Annotated in this window: 16 protein-coding genes and 1 tRNA gene; 13 read left to right on the forward strand and 4 right to left on the reverse strand. The window is 37.3% G+C overall.

Features of this window, described 5'->3' with window-relative positions:
* The first annotated feature begins 78 nt into the window (after positions 1 to 78).
* The 3 genes from RU96_RS10500 (at position 79) to RU96_RS10510 (ending at position 3,164) form a co-directional block, all read left to right on the forward strand.
* Positions 79 to 1,464 carry a glycoside hydrolase family 1 protein gene (locus RU96_RS10500; RefSeq protein WP_071865472.1) on the forward strand — a complete coding sequence of 462 codons (1,386 nt, stop codon included), beginning with the start codon at positions 79 to 81 and terminating at the stop codon, positions 1,462 to 1,464.
* A 96-nt stretch (positions 1,465 to 1,560) separates the two neighbouring features.
* On the forward strand, positions 1,561 to 2,388 hold the full coding sequence (locus tag RU96_RS10505; RefSeq protein WP_071865473.1) for an MBL fold metallo-hydrolase: 828 nt from the start codon (positions 1,561 to 1,563) through the stop codon (positions 2,386 to 2,388).
* 143 nt (positions 2,389 to 2,531) lie between these two features.
* Positions 2,532 to 3,164, forward strand: a complete 633-nt coding sequence (locus RU96_RS10510; protein WP_071865485.1) for a YitT family protein — start codon at positions 2,532 to 2,534, stop codon at positions 3,162 to 3,164.
* Positions 3,165 to 3,273: 109 nt separating this feature from the next.
* On the opposite strand, the gene yidA is transcribed toward RU96_RS10510, so the two are convergent.
* The 3 genes from yidA to RU96_RS10525 all read right to left on the reverse strand — a co-directional run bounded on the left by yidA (position 3,274) and on the right by RU96_RS10525 (position 6,443).
* A complete protein-coding gene (yidA, locus tag RU96_RS10515; RefSeq protein WP_071865474.1) occupies positions 3,274 to 4,086 on the reverse strand; it encodes a sugar-phosphatase in 813 nt (270 codons plus the stop codon).
* A 137-nt stretch (positions 4,087 to 4,223) separates the two neighbouring features.
* Positions 4,224 to 5,582, reverse strand: a complete 1,359-nt coding sequence (locus tag RU96_RS10520; protein WP_282956608.1) for an HD domain-containing protein — start codon at positions 5,580 to 5,582, stop codon at positions 4,224 to 4,226.
* Between the two features lie 54 nt (positions 5,583 to 5,636).
* The gene (locus RU96_RS10525) at positions 5,637 to 6,443 is read right to left on the reverse strand and encodes a lipoate--protein ligase family protein (RefSeq protein WP_071865475.1); all 807 of its coding nucleotides are present in this window, start codon (positions 6,441 to 6,443) and stop codon (positions 5,637 to 5,639) included.
* Between the two features lie 271 nt (positions 6,444 to 6,714).
* On the opposite strand from RU96_RS10525, the gene RU96_RS10530 reads away from it, so the two are divergent.
* From RU96_RS10530 to RU96_RS10545, 4 genes are all read left to right on the forward strand, one after another.
* Entirely contained in the window at positions 6,715 to 7,149 is a 435-nt protein-coding gene (locus RU96_RS10530; protein WP_071865476.1) for a YwiB family protein, read from the forward strand.
* 75 nt (positions 7,150 to 7,224) lie between these two features.
* Positions 7,225 to 7,836 carry a DNA-directed RNA polymerase subunit delta gene (rpoE, locus tag RU96_RS10535; RefSeq protein WP_071865477.1) on the forward strand — a complete coding sequence of 204 codons (612 nt, stop codon included), beginning with the start codon at positions 7,225 to 7,227 and terminating at the stop codon, positions 7,834 to 7,836.
* Between the two features lie 176 nt (positions 7,837 to 8,012).
* Positions 8,013 to 8,537, forward strand: coding sequence for a hypothetical protein (locus RU96_RS10540; protein ID WP_245812943.1), 525 nt, complete (start codon positions 8,013 to 8,015; stop codon positions 8,535 to 8,537).
* Complete coding sequence (locus RU96_RS10545) at positions 8,538 to 9,842, forward strand: glycosyltransferase family 2 protein (protein WP_071865478.1); 1,305 nt, start codon at positions 8,538 to 8,540, stop codon at positions 9,840 to 9,842.
* Between the two features lie 79 nt (positions 9,843 to 9,921).
* Here the strand turns inward: RU96_RS10545 and rpoN are convergent, their stop codons facing one another.
* Entirely contained in the window at positions 9,922 to 11,244 is a 1,323-nt protein-coding gene (gene rpoN / locus RU96_RS10550; RefSeq protein WP_071865479.1) for an RNA polymerase factor sigma-54, read from the reverse strand.
* 52 nt (positions 11,245 to 11,296) lie between these two features.
* Between rpoN and RU96_RS10555 the strand changes: the two genes are divergently transcribed.
* The 6 genes from RU96_RS10555 (at position 11,297) to eno (ending at position 17,510) form a co-directional block, all read left to right on the forward strand.
* A tRNA-Arg gene (locus RU96_RS10555) sits at positions 11,297 to 11,368 on the forward strand.
* Positions 11,369 to 11,846: 478 nt separating this feature from the next.
* On the forward strand, positions 11,847 to 12,944 hold the full coding sequence (locus RU96_RS10560; protein ID WP_211269912.1) for a sugar-binding transcriptional regulator: 1,098 nt from the start codon (positions 11,847 to 11,849) through the stop codon (positions 12,942 to 12,944).
* Between the two features lie 38 nt (positions 12,945 to 12,982).
* Complete coding sequence (gap, locus tag RU96_RS10565; RefSeq protein ID WP_071865481.1) at positions 12,983 to 13,984, forward strand: type I glyceraldehyde-3-phosphate dehydrogenase; 1,002 nt, start codon at positions 12,983 to 12,985, stop codon at positions 13,982 to 13,984.
* A gap of 103 nt (positions 13,985 to 14,087) precedes the next feature.
* Entirely contained in the window at positions 14,088 to 15,278 is a 1,191-nt protein-coding gene (locus tag RU96_RS10570) for a phosphoglycerate kinase (RefSeq protein ID WP_071865482.1), read from the forward strand.
* A 54-nt stretch (positions 15,279 to 15,332) separates the two neighbouring features.
* Positions 15,333 to 16,088: a triose-phosphate isomerase gene (gene tpiA, locus RU96_RS10575; RefSeq protein WP_071865483.1), complete on the forward strand. Its 756-nt coding sequence runs from the start codon at positions 15,333 to 15,335 to the stop codon at positions 16,086 to 16,088.
* Between the two features lie 117 nt (positions 16,089 to 16,205).
* Positions 16,206 to 17,510, forward strand: a complete 1,305-nt coding sequence (eno, locus tag RU96_RS10580) for a phosphopyruvate hydratase (RefSeq protein ID WP_071865484.1) — start codon at positions 16,206 to 16,208, stop codon at positions 17,508 to 17,510.
* Positions 17,511 to 17,577 lie beyond the last annotated feature (67 nt).

The following is a 17,577-nucleotide window of genomic DNA, read 5'->3' on the forward strand; positions in this document are numbered from 1 at the left end:
AAGGGCTGTGACAAGTCTTTTGTCGCAGCCCTTTTCGATTTGACAACTATTTTTTTTACTGATTGGAGGAGGAAAAAAATGTATCAATTTCCAAAAGATTTTTTATGGGGAGCAGCGACTTCTGCGCCACAATCAGAAGGAGCAGCTTTACTTGATGGGAAAAGTCCTTCTACATGGGACAAGTGGTTTGAAATGGAACCGGAACTTTTTTATGACGGGGTGGGACCAAAAGATACATCCAATACGTATTATTGCTACAAAGAAGACGTCGCTAATATGAAAGCCATGCATTTAAATTCTTTTCGGACTTCAATTGCTTGGACTCGCTTATTACCAGATGGCAAAACATTAAATAAAAAAGCCGTGCGCTTTTATCGCAATTATTTTACTGAATTAATTGAAAATGGCATCGAACCCATTGTAAATTTGTTTCACTTTGATATGCCGTGGTGGCTAATGGAAAAAGGTGGTTGGGAAGCACGAGAATCTGTTGAACATTTTGCCTATTACGCCCGCGTTGCTTTTGAACAGTTTGGAGATTTAGTAAAAAAATGGGCGACGTTTAATGAACCTCTTGTTCATATTGAATGTGGCTATTTTGGCAATGCGCATTGGCCCAAAGTAAGGGATTTTAAACGGGCTTTACAAGTGGGGTACCACACATTATTAGCTCATGCCAAAGCTGTTGCTGAATATCGCAAAAGTATTCATGGGGATGGTAAGATTGCAATTATTTTAAATTTATCACCGGTTTATGCCAAAAGTGAAGCAAAAGCCGATCAAGAGGCTGCGCAGTGGGCAGATTTACTTTATATTCGTAGTTTTTTAGATGTAGCTGTTTACGGACGATTTCCTAAAGAACTGGTGACGTTATTAAAAGAAGCAGATTTATTACCTGTTACTGCCCAAAATGATAAAGAAATCTTTGCCAATAATACCGTTGATTTTTTAGGTTGTAATTATTATCAACCGTTACGCGTACAAGCCCCAAAAAATGCTCATTGTCCTATTAGTGAACCGCGGGATTTGTTTAACGGTTACGATTGGCCCCAAAAACGTATTAACCCGCATCGTGGTTGGGAAATTTATCCGACTGGGCTATATGATATTGCGATGCGTTTAAAAAATAGTTATCAAAATATTCCGTGGTTTGTTTCTGAAAATGGCATGGGAGTATCTGATGAAGAGCGCTTTACAAATAGTGAAGGGGTAATTGAGGATACGTATCGTATCGCATTTATCAAAGAACATTTAATCGCGTTACAGCGGGCAATTAACGACGGTTCGCCATGTTTTGGCTATCATTTATGGACTTTTGCTGATTGTTGGAGTTGGTTGAACGCTTATAAAAATCGCTATGGTTATTATCGGGTTGAGCTGGATGATCATTTTAAACGTACCCCTAAAAGTTCAAGTTTTTGGATGGCAGATGTGATTTTAAACAACGGCTTTAATCACGAATAGCGAGAATATTTAAGTAAATGTTATTTCTTAGTTAATGAGAAAAGATTCGTTTTTTACATGTTAATGAGATGGTTGAATTAAGGAGTAAAGATAAAGATGAAATTACAATATTTTGGTACCGCAGCAGCTGAAGGGGTACCGGCACTTTATTGCCAGTGTGATTTATGCAAAAAAGCGCTCAAAAATGGTGGGAAAGATCTTCGTAGTCGTTGCCAATCGCTAGTTGATGATTTTTTAATGATTGATTGGCCAGCAGATAGCTATTGGCACTATTTAACTTATCGTTATGATTTATACCACCTCGAGCATCTCTTAATTACCCATAGTCATTCTGATCATTTTTATCCCGAAGATTTGGTGTTGCGCTTAAGTGGTTATGTGAAAAATACGCCAGCAACATTAAACGTATACGGCAATGAAATGGTTGCATCATTTTTAGAGCGTGTCTTTGATTTAGAAGGTTATAAAGAGCAAGAACGCATCCAATTTCATTTGATTCAGGCTTTTGAACCTTTTCAAATTGAAAACTATCAAATTACCCCATTAATTGCAGATCATGATCCGCGGGAAAATTGTCTCATTTATGCTATTTCTGACGGCTTAAAAAATATGCTTTATGCACATGATACAGGAGAGTTTCCTTTAGCAACATGGGAGTATTTAGCAAAAAATGGTTCCTATTTTGATTATGTCTCGCTAGATTGTAATAGCCAAAACAATGATACTGTTCATAACCATATGGGCTTTCCCAATAATTTAAGGACAAAAGCTCGATTAGCCCAATTAGGCTTAGTGGATGAAAAAACTATTTTTACTTGCAGTCACTTTTCCCATAATAGTCAACTTACTCATGGTGAAATGGAGACGTTAGTTGCATCTGCAGGGTTTCAGGTCGCATATGATGGTTATGAGGTAATTTTTTAAGGTTAGATAAATAATGTAGAAAAAAGATAAGCTCGATATGAACAAGAAGAGTCAGGAAAATAGAGCGGGGGGGAAAATCATTAAAACGCAAATGTCTTCCTTTAATTAAGGGATGTTTATCTAAGAGTAGAAAGTGAGTGCAGATGCAAGAAAGTGTGTTATTCAAAAGCGAATGGAGGAAAATCAGTAAAATTTTGTTTGGCAATAGTTTACTGGCAATCGCCTATGCAAAATGGATGGTTCCCCACAAAATTATTAATGGCGGCGTCACGAGTTTAGCCCTGGTTTGTAGTAAATTACTGGGAATAGATCACGTCTTTTTAACGAATTTGATCACAGTATTGTTGTTAATTTTATGTTTTTGTTATTTGGGTAAAGAATTATTAGTTAAATCGTTTTTTAGTAGCATTTGTTACCTTAGTTTTTTCTCCTTTTTTTCAAATTTGCCACTGCGTTTATCCGTAAATTTTATCGTCGATTTTAGTTTGGCGTGTCTTTTTATCGCAGCAGGATACTACTTTTGTTTGTCAGCTACAGCATCGACAGTTGGAATGGATGTTGTAGCTTTAATTATTCAACAAAAAAGACCCAAATTTCAATTAGCGACCATTATCCGTAATTTAAATTTTGTCGTTTTATTATTAGGTTTTCTCGTTTATGGCGGCAAATCCGTTTTAATCGGTGTTGTCTTTAGTTTTTGCTATGCTTTTTTATTAGCAAAATTTTTAAAACCCAAAGAAAAGTTCAAAGCGCCTAAAAATTATCAAAACAACTAAAAACACGACCAGAAAACATCATTTGTTTTTTGGTCGCATTTTTTTATAGTTTATTGCTTGTAAAGCTATTACTTTTAATGGTGTTTAATACCGGAGGCAACATTTTTTATTAGCAGAATTTTTCGATAGCTTCTTTAACCCCGTCTTCGTCGTTTGAAGCCGTGGTAATATAGTCAGCAACGGCTTTAGTTTTTTCCACGGCGTTTTGCATGGCAACGCCAATTCCAGCGTATTCCAACATTGCCATATCATTTTCATTATCGCCAATTGCCATTACTTCTGCCTGTTCAATTGCTAAGTGTTCGGCTAGTTTTTTTAAGGCAATACCTTTATTGGCACCTTTGTGTAAGATTTCCAAATAAAAAGGAGCGCTTTTTACAATATTATATTGTTCTTTAAATTCAGCTGGTAGTTGGGTAATGGCATGATCTAAAATTTCGGGTTCATCAATCATCATCATTTTAATCATTTCGTAATCGTTATGGATCATTTCATCGGAAGTACGATATTTAATGGGCATGTGAACCAACGTTGATTCGTGAACCGTATATGGACTGATATTGCGATTGGCTGTGAAAATGGCATCGACTCCTGAAACATGGAAATGGACGCCTAATTTTTGAGCGATATAATTGATTTTTAAATAATCATTTTTCGTTAAGTTGGCTGAAAAAACAGTGTGTTGGGTAGCAACGTTTTGCACCAACGAGCCGTTATAGGTAATCACATAATCGTCAGCACTTAATAAATCTAGTGCCTTTAAATACTCTGTTACACCAGGAAGGGGACGACCGGTGCATAAAACGATGCGGATGTTCTTTTGTTTGGCTTCTTGTAGTGCTTTTTTGACGCCTTCACTTAATTGACCAGCACTATCGAGTAAAGTGCCGTCAATATCAATTGCAACTAGTTTGATACTCATGAAAATCCTCCTAAAATGAATCACTTTATTTATTTTTGCTACTGAAATTGTCTTAAAGTGACAAGATACGTGTTCTATTCTACTAAAAGAAAACTCCCTTTTCTAGTAGTGAAGTAAAGGGAGTTAAATTAATGCAGTTATTCTACTAATTCACCATTTTTAATATGGCGGGCAAATTCAGCATAGGTTTCGCTAAATAAATCATAATTATCTTGTAAAGTACGATCGACCATTTCTTTTGGAAAGTAATAGCGATGATCGCCAGTTTTTTGGCCAGCTAAGGCGGCAACAAGTTGGCTGACTTTTGAAAGTTCCACTAAGGTGCCATCTTTTTGTTGCAATTCGATTTGGGTACGATGGACACCAGATTTTGGCCGGTAAAAATCATAAGGCAAATCATAGCTGGAATTGATGGCGGTATAGTACTTGGGATTGTAGCCGACTTCTTCGACTAATTTACATAGTTTTTCAATTAAAGCAGTTTGATTTTCTTTAAATTTTGCCGATTTTAATGGTTTTCGCGATAACCAGCGATTAGCTAAGTCACTTAAAATCGCATCGTCTTCATCCACCCACTGAATAAAATAAGTGATTAAAACACCATCATCAAGCTTCAGGTAATCGGCTAAAGTAAAGTCTTCTTTTAAAAAGGGAATTAATAGTTGTGAGTGTTGTTGGAATATATCTGAATTTTCGTTATAAAGTTCATGGGCACGATTTAATAGATGTTCCAATAAGACTTCCATACTCCGGGAAACTTGGTGGAAATAGACTTGAACATACATTTGATAACGACTAACAATGTAATCTTCCACCGCATGCATCCCATTCATTGAAAAGGCGATACCACCTTCATAAGGACGGATGACCCGCAAGATACGAGTTAAATCAAAAGTACCGTATTCAGTGCCGGTAAAATAAGCATCCCGTAACAAATAGTCCATCCGATCGGCATCAATTTGACTAGAAATCATTTGGACAACTTGGGGGTTGGGATAGTCATGGGTAATGACACTGGCAACTTTTTCAGGAAAACCTGCTGCGACTTTATTTAAAATTTGATAAACCTCAGTTTCAGGCGAGGTGATAATTTCAACTGTGATTTTTTCGTGATCGGTATGAAAGATATGTTCAAAAGTATGAGAAAAAGGCCCGTGGCCGACATCGTGTAATAATGCAGCGCACAACGCGACAAGCCGTTCATTGTCATCCCAACCACCAGCGCCAATTTTTGAAACCGAAAAATTTCGTTCAAAAATATCACAAATGCGACGGGTAATCTCATAAACGCCTAAAGAATGAGAAAAACGGCTGTGTTCGGCTCCATGAAAGGTAAATGAAGAGGTCCCCAGCTGTTTTACGCGTCTTAGCCGTTGCACTTCTTTTGAGTTGATTAAATCTAAAATTACTTGGTGTTGAACGTGAATATAGTTATGAACAGGATCGCGAAAAACTTTTTCAATTGGCAATTTTTGATCCTTATATAAAGTCATCATCGTGTTCCTCCTTTTGGTTGGTGAGTTTTTAAGTTACAAGCTACATTTGAATAGCTAGAGTGTATCAAGAATTTGATTGCGGGTAATCATGTGACTGAGTTTGTCTTTATAAGTAGCAAGTCGATCTGCTTCATTCAGCCAATCACGACTATTAATAGAACTGATTGTATCATTTGTAAGCTCACTAAAGGCGTTTAAAAAGCGTTTCTTTGTTTCTACAATGGAAACTTCTTCTCCCATGACCGCAGTCACAGTGGTCATACTGGTGGGGTTTACCGGCGGATAGCCATCTTGGCCAAATTTTTCTGATAAACTTGTTAAATAGAAATCTCTCACAACTTCCCCGCGGGTAAGTTGCGAGCCAGTAACGCTTAAGTACATCATAACAGCGATTCCTGCTTTAATTTTTCGTTGGGCAATACCAGCGATTTTTTTTCCGTTACAACTTAAGTCATAACTTCCCGGACAATAAGAATCAAAAACTTCACCAGGCGTAATAATAAGTTCGGGAAAAGCTAGTTTAGTTAAGTGATACATCATTTCATAAGCAGAACTTGTGGTATGTTCACCTTGGGGAATTAAAAGCGAAATATTTAATATACCCGCGTCGCTTATAACACCCAAGCCACCGGCGCTGCGCACTACTGGCGGATAACCTGCTTTTTGCAGGTGAGCTACTCCTTGTTTTAGGTTTAAAACACGAGTATCTTTCATACCTAAAATCATGGTGTTTTCCAGTTGCCAAAAATGCAGCAGCGGCTGGTTGGCCTGACTGACGGCTTCTATTAAGACATCGGTTAAGGCAAAAGGCAAAAGAGCCTGTTGATTGGCATAAATCGGTTGATCTAAACTTAAATTCATAACTTAACTCCTAAATATCTAGTTTTGTTGTCATCTTAAAAAAGTGCTAAAAGTAGGAGACTTTTGTGACAAACTTTTAATAGCAGAAAAAATATTCCACTTTTCTTTCATTATATACGAAAAAGACTTGAAAAAATAACAGAAGGCCTCAAGATAGACGCAATGTTTGACAAAAGAGGCAAAACTGTGAAGAATGAAACTAAAGGTGAAAAGTATCGTGGCTTTTTAAAATACTTTTTTACAATGACTGTGGGAAGTGGAGGATACAACAATGGATTTAAAAAATGGCGTACCGGTTTCAATCCATCTGAAAACAAAAGTAAAGCAACATCATGAAGTACAAGATTTTAGTTTTGAGTTGCCGGGACAATTGGTAACAATTGGGGATAAACTGTATATTCGCTATCAAGAAGTACAAGAAAATGGGGAAAAAATTCCTGTTATTATTAAGATTATGCCAGATGGAACCGTGCAATTGACACGTTCAGGGGAAATGCGGTTGCGTTTAAAATTTGATTATAAGAAAAAATTAGAAACTAGCTATACGACGCCTTATGGGGTAATGTACTTTGGCACATTTACACGAAATCTACACATTAGTTTAAAAGATCGCCCAACCTCTGGGACTATTTTTATTGACTATGACTTGTACATGGCAGACGAACGAGTTGGAGAATATCAAATTAGCTTAGATTTCACAGCATAATTTTGCGAAATAAATTGATTTTTTCAAAACATTTTTGTATGATAAAGCGTAGACTGCGAAAGGACGTGTCCTATTTTGGAAATTACAGTATTTGAAGGGGCAAACAAAAACGAGTTGTCCATGATCGAAGTGGCTCATGCGATTTTAGAGCAAAAGGGCGACGTAATGGAGTTTTCAGATTTAGTAAACCAAATTCAAACCTATTTGGGTAAATCTGACAGCGAAATTCGTGATTCATTGGCCCAATTTTATACCGATTTAAACATTGACGGCAGCTTTATCTCATTAGGTGAGAATCGTTGGGGCTTGCGTTCATGGTATGCAATTGATTCAATTGACGAAGAATTGTCTCATGGTCTTGATGAAGACGAAGAAGACACACCACGCAAACGTAAACGTAAAAAGGTTAATGCCTTTATTAACGACGATGAAGATGCGATCGACTATAACGATGATGATCCAGAAGACGCTGATCCAGAAGATGAAGAAGACGACAAAGAATTGTATGACGATGATGATGAAGACGATGAAGAAATCTCAGCTTACAACAGCGACTTACAAGAAATTGGCGCCGACGATAATTCTGATGACGAAGAAGAAGTCCCTGGAAACATCGAAGAAGATCTAACCATTATCGATGATGACGATGATTTAGATGACTTTGATGACGATGATGAAGACGAGTAATAAAATTAGCAAAAAGAAAAATTTATTTTAAAGCATTCCACAAAAGTTAGACCAAAACGCTAACTTTTGTGGAGTGCTATTTTTTATAGCAAAAAGGAATTTTAATGTAACAAAACCCGTTTAATTTGCAAATTTTTATTCCATACGAAATACTAAAATGAAAGGAGGGAATGCTTGTGAATGAAGAAAAAGAAACAGTGAAGTCAGAAACAGCAGCTAAAAAAGACGAAAATACGGTTTTTGAGGACAAATTTTTTGAAAAAGGTCACTTTTGGCTAAAATTACGTACGATCGTGCTGACTATAATTGCTTGGCTGGGAGTCGTGATTCCTGTTTATTGGACGGTAACTTCGACATTGTTACGCCATCATAAAAACGTGAATCCTGTTTGGCATTATCAAGAAGGTATTGATACGTTTTACTTTTTATTAAAAGTCTTTGTGCTATTTTTTATCGCAGCTACTATTTTTACTGTGCTGATGACCTTGCGGAGCAATCGGCGTATAAAAGATAAGTACAGTCAGAAATTTACTTATGACTTTGATGCAATGTTAACAAAAAGACGCGCTTTGGATCAGTTTTACACGGAACGTTTTGGTTCGTTTGAAAAACGGGCAACTGAAAAAACGTATTCGGTGCCACCGGAAAAAAATATTACTAAAGAAGAATTAGATGCGATTTTAAAAAAAGGAGGGAAGTAGATGAAACTTCTGCAAACGGGTAATACATATCTCGATTTTATTGTAAATGTTGTTTTATTTGTCCTTTTTACTTATCCAATTTTAGGTGCGTTCATGTGGTTTATTGGAGTAGTAAGTTATCGTTTTTTATTTCGCTATCAGAAACTAGACTTTAAAGAAATTGTTCCTTTAGATCAACCCTGTGTCTCCATTATGGTACCAGCCCATAATGAAGAAGCTGTAATCGAAAAAACGTTACATTATTTACTTCATGAATTAAATTATTCAAATTATGAAGTAATCGTGGTAGATGACGGATCAACGGACAAAACACCTCAAATTCTAGCCGACCTAGCTGCACGAGAGGAACGTTTACGGGTGATTACGATTGAAAAAAATAAAGGAAAAGCCCACGCGTTTGATATTGGCTTTGCTTTTTGTAATGGTGAATTTATTTTAAGTAATGATGCGGATACAATTCCTGAACCCGATGCACTAGGCAAATATATTAATTATTTTAAGACTTCAAACGATGATAATATTGGTGCTGTTACTGGTAACATGGACGTTTTAAATCGTTCGAAAATTATTGAAAAAGCACAGACGGTGGAATTTTCAAGTATTGTTGGGGTAATTAAGCGTAGTCAACAAGGAACATTAAATACAATGTATGCTTTTAGTGGTGCTAATACGATGTATCGGAAAACAGCACTGTTAGATGCGGGATTATTTCGCCAAGATCGCGCCACAGAAGATATTAGTATTGCTTGGGACGAGCAACTCTTAGGCTGGGTACCGGTTTTTGCGCCAGATATTATGTTTTATATGATGGTGCCAGATACACTTTCAATGCTTTACCGCCAACGTAAGCGCTGGGCAAAAGGTGGTACAGAAGTATGGTTAACCAATTTTCCTAAAATTGCCTTACATCCGTTTAAGCACTTTAATCAGTTGGTGATGTTTGTCGATCAAACATTAAGTATTCTCTGGTCACTTTTCTTTTGGTTCTCAAGTTTAATCTTTGTGATAACACTATTGTATTTTCTTGTAACTCAAAACTATGAACGGATTTTCCATATGTTCGCGATGGCTTTTATCTTTGTTAATTTCCAAATGGTAGCAGGCTTTTTACAACTTGGCGCTGCCTTATTTATCGATGACAAGGGTAGAAAATTGCGTTACTTTATTTTTGCGCCATTTTATATGCTCTTGTATTGGATGATGAACGCGTTAACGATTTTAACGACATTAATTCCCGCCATCAAAACAATTATGGGATATGGTAGTGGGACGTGGGTAAGTCCGGAAAGAAAACCAAACGAATAAAAATGTAAAAGCCCCTGCGCTTTAGATCTTCTTAAAAGAAAATCTAAATGCACAGGGGCTCTTTTAATAAGATGTGAGACTAGTCAAAGCGTTTGCGTTTACTAGAGCTGGGGATTTTTAAAGCATCGCGATACTTAGCGACTGTACGGCGGGAAATTTCAATTCCTTCAGCTTTTAGTAAATCAACTAATTTTTGATCAGATAATGGTTTATTTTTGTCTTCTTCTGCGACTAGAGTTTGTAAACGGGATTTCACATTATCGGTGGACAAATCTTCGCCACTTTCATTTTGAATGCCAACTTTTTGGCTAAAGAAGTGTTTTAATTCAAAGATGCCAAAATCTGTTTCTAAATATTTCCCATTCACAGCTCGACTGACAGTGGACTCGTGAATTTCTAATTCTTCGGCGATATCTTTTAAAATTAAAGGCTTGATTGGGCGCTGTTCATCTAAGAAAAACGCTTGTTGGTGAGTAATAATTGCTTGTCCTACCCGTAAAATCGTATCGCCACGCTGTTGGACCATCTTTTTTAGTGATTCGAAATCTTGTTTCTTTTCATTTAAATATTTTTTAGTCTCATCATCGGCTTTTTTAGTCATCTGGTCAAAATAGCTTTGTTGAAAATGCATCTCTGGCATGCCGCGACGATTGCTGGAGATCTTAATTTTGCCACTGGCACTCACTTTAACAGTTAAATCAGGAATAATATAAAGGCCATCTGTTGTACCAAAGCTAGCACCAGGAGTGGGGGTTAGCGTTTGAATATAGTCAAATACTTCTTGAACTTCACTGATCGGGATTATTAGTTTTTTGGCTAATTCAGGCCATTTACGATTGACCAGTTCTTCAAAGTGTTCTTCTAAAATAAGATATGCTAAATTAGGCGCGGTATCATCCCGCTCTGTTTGTAACATTAAGCATTCTTGTAAATTGCGGGCCCCGACGCCTGCTGGATCTAATTGTTGTAGTAAAGTCAACGCATCTAAGACTTGAATTTTTGTAGCTTGCATTTTTTTTGCCACTTCTGCTAAATCAATCGTCAAAAAACCGTTTAAATCAATGTATTCAATCAAAAATAAAACAATATCCCGTAAAAAAGTATCACGATAATTCAAATGAACTTGATCGAGTAAATACTCAAATAATGAAATTCGATCATCGGGGATTTGACTTAAATAATTTAATTCTTCGCCACTAGAAGAACGAGGTTTTGAATAAGTTAGCGCATAATTTGCTTCTGAAACTTCAATTAATGGATTTTCCATCGCTTGTGTTTCAACAAATTCAGCTAATTCATCAATTGAAAATTGTAAAACTTGAATCGATTGCTGTAACGACTGCGTCATAGCAAGCTTTTGCGATTGTTTTTGTTTTTGTGAAAAACTTTGTTGAAATTTCATGTATTTTCCTCTTGATTTTATTCTGATTATTAGCTAAACTAACATGTGTTCGGCGCTCTTAGTGTAGTGGATATCACGTAAGATTCCGGTTCTTGAGACAGGGGTTCGATTCCCTTAGAGCGCGTCACTGACATCTTCTAGCTAAGAAGATGTCTTTTTTTATGGTAAAAGGACCATCTTATTTGATAAAAATGAAACAGAACTACAAAAGGCTTTGGTGCCAGCGCTATAAACGAATTTGCGTTGGTAATAAGCGAAAAGAATCATTCTGCTTTTCTGGTGGGAGAAAAAACGCTCTCACAACCACTGAGTTATTTTAACATGATTTTTAAAGGAAATGAATATTTCGGAAATGATTCTTATTATTTTTCCTAAGATCAATTATGCTATTGCACAAATTAGTTGTGTTTTTTTTTATTTTAATTAGGTTGTGCAAAATATCACTTAGCGTCAAATCAATTAGTAAAGCGATTTTACTGAAAAGAAGTGAATTTAGCGGGATTTTTTCTTCGCGTTTTAGTTGCACATTCGCCATGAAAATGGTACTATTACTTCCGTAAGGTTAATGGATTTTGACCTACAGGAAATTTTTTTTGGTCTTGATGGGTCGAAATAGGTCTACGATGGACGAAAAACGTCCACCGTTAAAAAGGAGAGTAATCATGCTTGATGACTTAAAATTGATCGAAGCAGTTGCTCCTGATATCCTCCATGTTTTGCAAGAACGATATAAGATTTTGCGCAACATTTATTGGATGCAGCCTATTGGTCGCCGAAATTTAGCAGATAGTTTAAATATGACCGAACGGGTTTTACGAACTGAAACCGATCTATTAAAACGATTGGCGTTAATTGATGTCACCAAAAGTGGGATGAGTTTAACTAAAACTGGTGAAAAAGTTTTTACTGATTTAGGCAAAGTCATGGATCAATTGTTTGGTATGCATCAATTGGAAAAGCAGTTGGCCAATTATTTTGGCATTACACGTTGCGTCATTTCTGCAGGAGATAGCGATCGTCAAGAAAAAGTCGTGAAAAACTTTGGTGAAAGTTTAAATGAATCTTTGGATTTACTTTTACCAGAAGGCAAAAATATTATCGCAGTTATGGGTGGGACAACGATGGCCCAAGTTGCGGAATGTTTGACAAACCTTGAAAGTGACGAACGACATAACCTTTTTGTTCCCGCCAGAGGTGGTATTGGAGAAGCTCTGACTGTACAAGCCAACTCAGTTTCTGCTATGATGGCTATGAGGTCTAATGGGGAACATCGGGCATTATATGTCCCAGAGCAACTCAGTTCAGATACGTATCGTTCGTTGATGAAAGAGCCCTCGATTCTGGAGGTCTTAAACTTGATAAGCCATGCCAACTGTGTTATTCATAGTATTGGACGGGCACTGCACATGGCGGCTAGACGCAAGATGAGTGAAAAAGAAATCTTGATGTTAAAAAAAGCCAATGCAGTTGCAGAATCATTTGGCTATTTCTTTGATGAAACTGGCAAAGTGGTTTATAAAGTCCCGCGTATTGGTTTACAATTAAAAGATTTACAAAAGGTGCCAATTATTTTGGCTATTGCTGGTGGCAAAAGTAAAGCCAAAGCAATTAATGCCTATATGCAAAATGCACCAAAACAAACGTGGCTTCTAACAGATGAAGCTGCTGCTAATGAGATTTTAAAAGGGGCAACCCTTTAAAATAAAAAACCTGATTTTCATAAGGAGGAAATCGCAATATGACAGTTAAAGTAGGTATCAATGGTTTTGGACGTATCGGTCGTTTAGCATTCCGTCGTATCCAAGATGTAGAAGGAATTGAAGTTGTTGCAATCAATGACTTGACAGATGCTAAAATGTTAGCTCATTTATTAAAATACGATACAACTCAAGGACGTTTCAACGGTTCTGTTGAAGTAAACGACGGTTCTTTCACTGTAAACGGTAAAGAAGTTAAAGTTTTATCTAACCGTAACCCTGAAGAATTACCTTGGGGCGACCTAGGCGTAGATATCGTGTTGGAATCAACAGGTTTCTTCACTTCTAAAGAAAAAGCTGAATTACACTTAAAAGGTGGCGCTAAACGCGTTATTATTACAGCTCCTGGTGGAAACGACGTACCAACAATCGTTTATAACGTTAACCATGAAACATTAACTGGTAAAGAAACAGTTATCTCTGGTGCTTCTTGTACTACTAACTGTTTAGCTCCTATGGCTAAAACTTTAAATGACAAATTTGGTGTTGTTGAAGGTTTAATGACAACTATCCACGCTTACACTGGCGACCAAATGACTTTAGATGGACCACACCCTAAAGGCGACTTCCGTCGTGCGCGTGCTGCTGCTGAAAACATCGTTCCTAACACAACTGGTGCTGCTAAAGCTATCGGCTTAGTAATCCCAGAATTGAACGGTAAATTAGACGGCGCTGCACAACGTGTTCCAATCGCAACTGGTTCATTAACTGAATTAGTAACAGTTCTTGACAAAGAAGTTACTGCTGATGAAGTAAATGCAGCGATGAAAGAAGCATCTAACGAATCTTATGGTTACAACACTGACGAAATCGTATCTTCTGATATTGTTGGTATGACTTACGGTTCATTATTTGACGAAACTCAAACTAAAGTATTGACAGTCGGTGGCAAACAATTAGTTAAAACTGTTGCTTGGTATGACAACGAAATGTCTTACACTGCACAATTAGTTCGTACTTTAGAATACTTCGCTAAATTATAAGATTTGCGCCTTTGCGTAATCTAATGTAGTACTTTTTAAAGCGGGGAAGCGACGCGCTTCTCCGCTTTTTTTATGAAATAAATTTAGGAGGCAAATTTTAAAGATGGCTAAAAAAACAATCGAAGACATTCAATTAAAAGATAAAAAAGTTTTAGTCCGTGTTGACTTTAACGTTCCTTTAAAAGATGGTGTAATCGGAGATGATACTCGTATCAAAGCTGCATTACCAACAATCAAATACGTTATCGACAACGGCGGTAAAGCAATTTTATTCTCTCACTTAGGTCGTGTGAAAACACAAGAAGATAAAGAAGGTAAATCTTTAGCTCCAGTTGCAAAACGCTTAGGTGAATTATTAGGTAAAGATGTAACATTTGTACCTGAAACACGCGGTAAAGAATTAGAAGACGCAATTGCAAATATGCAAGATGGCGATGTATTAGTATTTGAAAACACTCGTTTTGAAGACATCGACGGCAAAAAAGAAAGCGGCAATGACGCTGAATTAGGTAAATATTGGGCTTCTTTAGGTGATGTATTTGTAAACGATGCATTCGGTACTGCTCACCGTGCTCATGCTTCTAACGTAGGGATTGCTTCAACTGGTATCCCAACTGTTGCTGGCTTCTTAATGGAAAAAGAAATCAAATTCATCGGTGAAGCTGTTGAAAATCCTAAACGTCCAATGGTTGCTATCCTTGGTGGCGCAAAAGTATCAGATAAAATTGGCGTAATTGAAAACTTGATTCCAAAAGCTGACAAAATTTTGATCGGCGGCGGTATGACATATACTTTCTACGCAGCTAAAGGCATGAAAATTGGTAAATCATTAGTTGAAACAGACAAAATCGACTTAGCAAAAAGTTTAATCGAAAAAGCTGGCGACAAATTAGTCTTACCAATTGACAATATCTGTGCAGCAGAATTTTCAAATGACGTCCCAACACAAACAGTTGAAGGAGAAATTGAAGGCGACGTAATGGCATTAGACATTGGTCCTGCTTCAATCGCTTTGTTTGCTGAAACATTAGCAGGTGCAAAAACTGTTGTTTGGAACGGACCTATGGGTGTTTTTGAAATGTCTAACTTCGCCAATGGTACAATTGGTGTATGTGAAGCTATTGCAAACCTTGAAGATGCAACAACAATCATCGGTGGTGGGGACTCTGCAGCGGCTGCAGAACAATTAGGCTTTGCAGACAAATTTACTCACATCTCAACTGGTGGCGGTGCTTCTTTAGAATTATTAGAAGGTAAAACATTACCAGGTTTAGCTGCCATTAACGATAAATAATTTAAAGCGTAATAAGAATATTACTGTTTAATTTAAAAAGAGGAGTTGCACAAAATGCGTAAACCAATTATCGCGGGTAACTGGAAAATGAATAAAACATTATCAGAAGCACAAAGCTTTGCAGAAGCAGTGAAATCAGCTGTTCCTTCAAAAGATGTTGTGGATTCTGTGATTGGTTCACCAGCATTATTTTTAGCACCATTAGCTTGGAGCTTAAAAGATTCTGATGTTCAATTATCTGCTCAAAACTGTTACTGGGAAAACGAAGGAGCATTCACTGGTGAAAACTCACCAGCTGCTATTGCAGATCTTGGCGTCCAATATGTGATTATTGGTCACTCTGAACGTCGCGAATATTTCCATGAAACAGACGAAGAAATCAATAAAAAAGCCAAAGCAATTTTTGCTAACGGTATGACACCAATCTTGTGCTGTGGTGAATCTTTAGAAACTTATGAAGCAGGCAAAACTGCTGAATGGATCGAAGGACAAATCACTGCAGGTTTAGCTGATTTATCTGCTGAACAAGTTTCAAGCATGGTAATTGCTTATGAACCAATCTGGGCAATCGGTACTGGTAAATCTGCTGATGCCAACATCGCAGACGAAATTTGTGGCGTGGTACGTCAAACTGTTGCAAAATTATACGGTTCAGAAGTAGCTGATAAAGTACGTATTCAATACGGTGGTTCAGTTAAACCTGAAAACATTGCAGAATATATGGCAAAAGAAAACGTTGACGGCGCATTAGTCGGTGGCGCAAGCTTACAAGCTGATTCATTCTTAGCCTTATTAGATGCAGTTAAGTAATCTAACAACAACATTAAAAAGCTGAGTTTTGATTTGCAGAAATGCACAAAATTCACTAAAATTGTGGATGAAGGGTTTTAACCCTTTTGAAATACAAATCAAAGGAGAGAGACAAACATGTCAATTATTACTGATGTTTACGCACGCGAAGTCCTTGATTCACGTGGTAACCCAACAATCGAAGTAGAAGTATACACAGAATCAGGTGCTTTTGGTCGCGGTATGGTTCCTTCAGGTGCTTCAACTGGTGAATACGAAGCCGTTGAATTACGTGATGGCGACAAATCTCGTTACGGCGGCAAAGGCGTTCAAAAAGCCGTAGACAACGTAAACAACATTATTGCAGAAGCTATCATTGGCTACGATGTTCGTGACCAAATGGCGATCGACAAAGCAATGATCGAATTAGACGGAACTCCTAACAAAGGTAAATTAGGTGCCAACGCAATTTTAGGCGTTTCAATCGCTGTTGCTCGTGCAGCTGCTGACTACTTGGAAGTACCTTTATACCACTACTTAGGCGGTTTCAATACTAAAGTGTTGCCAACTCCTATGATGAACATCATCAATGGTGGTTCTCACTCAGATGCGCCAATCGCATTCCAAGAATTCATGATCTTGCCTGTAGGTGCACCTACATTTAAAGAAGGCTTGCGTATGGGTGCTGAAGTATTCCACGCATTGAAATCTATCTTATCAGAACGCGGCTTAGAAACTTCAGTCGGTGATGAAGGTGGTTTCGCACCTCGTTTTGAAGGTACTGAAGATGCTGTTGAAACAATCGTTAAAGCAGTTGAAAAAGCTGGCTACAAAATCGGCGACGATGTACGCTTAGGTTTTGACTGTGCAGCTTCTGAATTCTACGAAAACGGTGTTTACGACTATTCTAAATTCGAAGGTGAAGGCGGAGCAAAACGTACTTCTGAAGAACAAGTAGCTTACTTGAAAGAATTAGTTGAAAAATATCCATTCATCATCACTATTGAAGATGGTATGGACGAAAACGACTGGGATGGCTGGGAAAAATTAACAGCTGAACTAGGCGATAAAGTTCAATTAGTAGGTGACGATTTATTCGTTACAAACACTGAAAAATTATCTGAAGGTATCGAACGTAACGTTGGTAACTCAATCCTTATCAAAGTTAACCAAATCGGTACATTAACAGAAACATTCAACGCTATTGAAATGGCTAAAGAAGCTGGTTACACAGCAGTTGTTTCTCACCGTTCTGGTGAAACAGAAGATTCAACAATCTCTGATATCGCTGTTGCAACAAACGCTGGCCAAATCAAAACTGGTTCTCTTTCACGTACTGACCGAATTGCTAAATACAACCAATTATTACGTATCGAAGACCAATTAGGCGAAGTTGCTGAATACAAAGGCGTTAACGCATTCTACAACTTGAAAAACAAATAATCACTGAATTATTTGAAGACTCCAGACTTATGTCTGGGGTCTTTTTTTATTATTGTCTTTAGACCTA

The organism is Enterococcus canintestini (genome assembly GCF_001885735.1).
GTDB lineage: Bacteria > Bacillota > Bacilli > Lactobacillales > Enterococcaceae > Enterococcus_C > Enterococcus_C canintestini.

Bases quoted from the DNA above. Each gene is read 5' to 3' on its own strand.
- RU96_RS10500 (WP_071865472.1), top strand. From the start codon at position 79: ATGTATCAATTTCCAAAAGATTTTTTATGGGGAGCAGCGACTTCTGCG.
- RU96_RS10505 (WP_071865473.1), top strand. From the start codon at position 1,561: ATGAAATTACAATATTTTGGTACCGCAGCAGCTGAAGGGGTACCGGCA.
- RU96_RS10510 (WP_071865485.1), top strand. From the start codon at position 2,532: ATGCAAGAAAGTGTGTTATTCAAAAGCGAATGGAGGAAAATCAGTAAA.
- yidA (WP_071865474.1), bottom strand. From the start codon at position 4,086: ATGAGTATCAAACTAGTTGCAATTGATATTGACGGCACTTTACTCGAT.
- RU96_RS10520 (WP_282956608.1), bottom strand. From the start codon at position 5,582: ATGATGACTTTATATAAGGATCAAAAATTGCCAATTGAAAAAGTTTTT.
- RU96_RS10525 (WP_071865475.1), bottom strand. From the start codon at position 6,443: ATGAATTTAAGTTTAGATCAACCGATTTATGCCAATCAACAGGCTCTT.
- RU96_RS10530 (WP_071865476.1), top strand. From the start codon at position 6,715: ATGGATTTAAAAAATGGCGTACCGGTTTCAATCCATCTGAAAACAAAA.
- RU96_RS10545 (WP_071865478.1), top strand. From the start codon at position 8,538: ATGAAACTTCTGCAAACGGGTAATACATATCTCGATTTTATTGTAAAT.
- rpoN (WP_071865479.1), bottom strand. From the start codon at position 11,244: ATGAAATTTCAACAAAGTTTTTCACAAAAACAAAAACAATCGCAAAAG.
- RU96_RS10560 (WP_211269912.1), top strand. From the start codon at position 11,847: ATGGGTCGAAATAGGTCTACGATGGACGAAAAACGTCCACCGTTAAAA.
- gap (WP_071865481.1), top strand. From the start codon at position 12,983: ATGACAGTTAAAGTAGGTATCAATGGTTTTGGACGTATCGGTCGTTTA.
- RU96_RS10570 (WP_071865482.1), top strand. From the start codon at position 14,088: ATGGCTAAAAAAACAATCGAAGACATTCAATTAAAAGATAAAAAAGTT.
- tpiA (WP_071865483.1), top strand. From the start codon at position 15,333: ATGCGTAAACCAATTATCGCGGGTAACTGGAAAATGAATAAAACATTA.
- eno (WP_071865484.1), top strand. From the start codon at position 16,206: ATGTCAATTATTACTGATGTTTACGCACGCGAAGTCCTTGATTCACGT.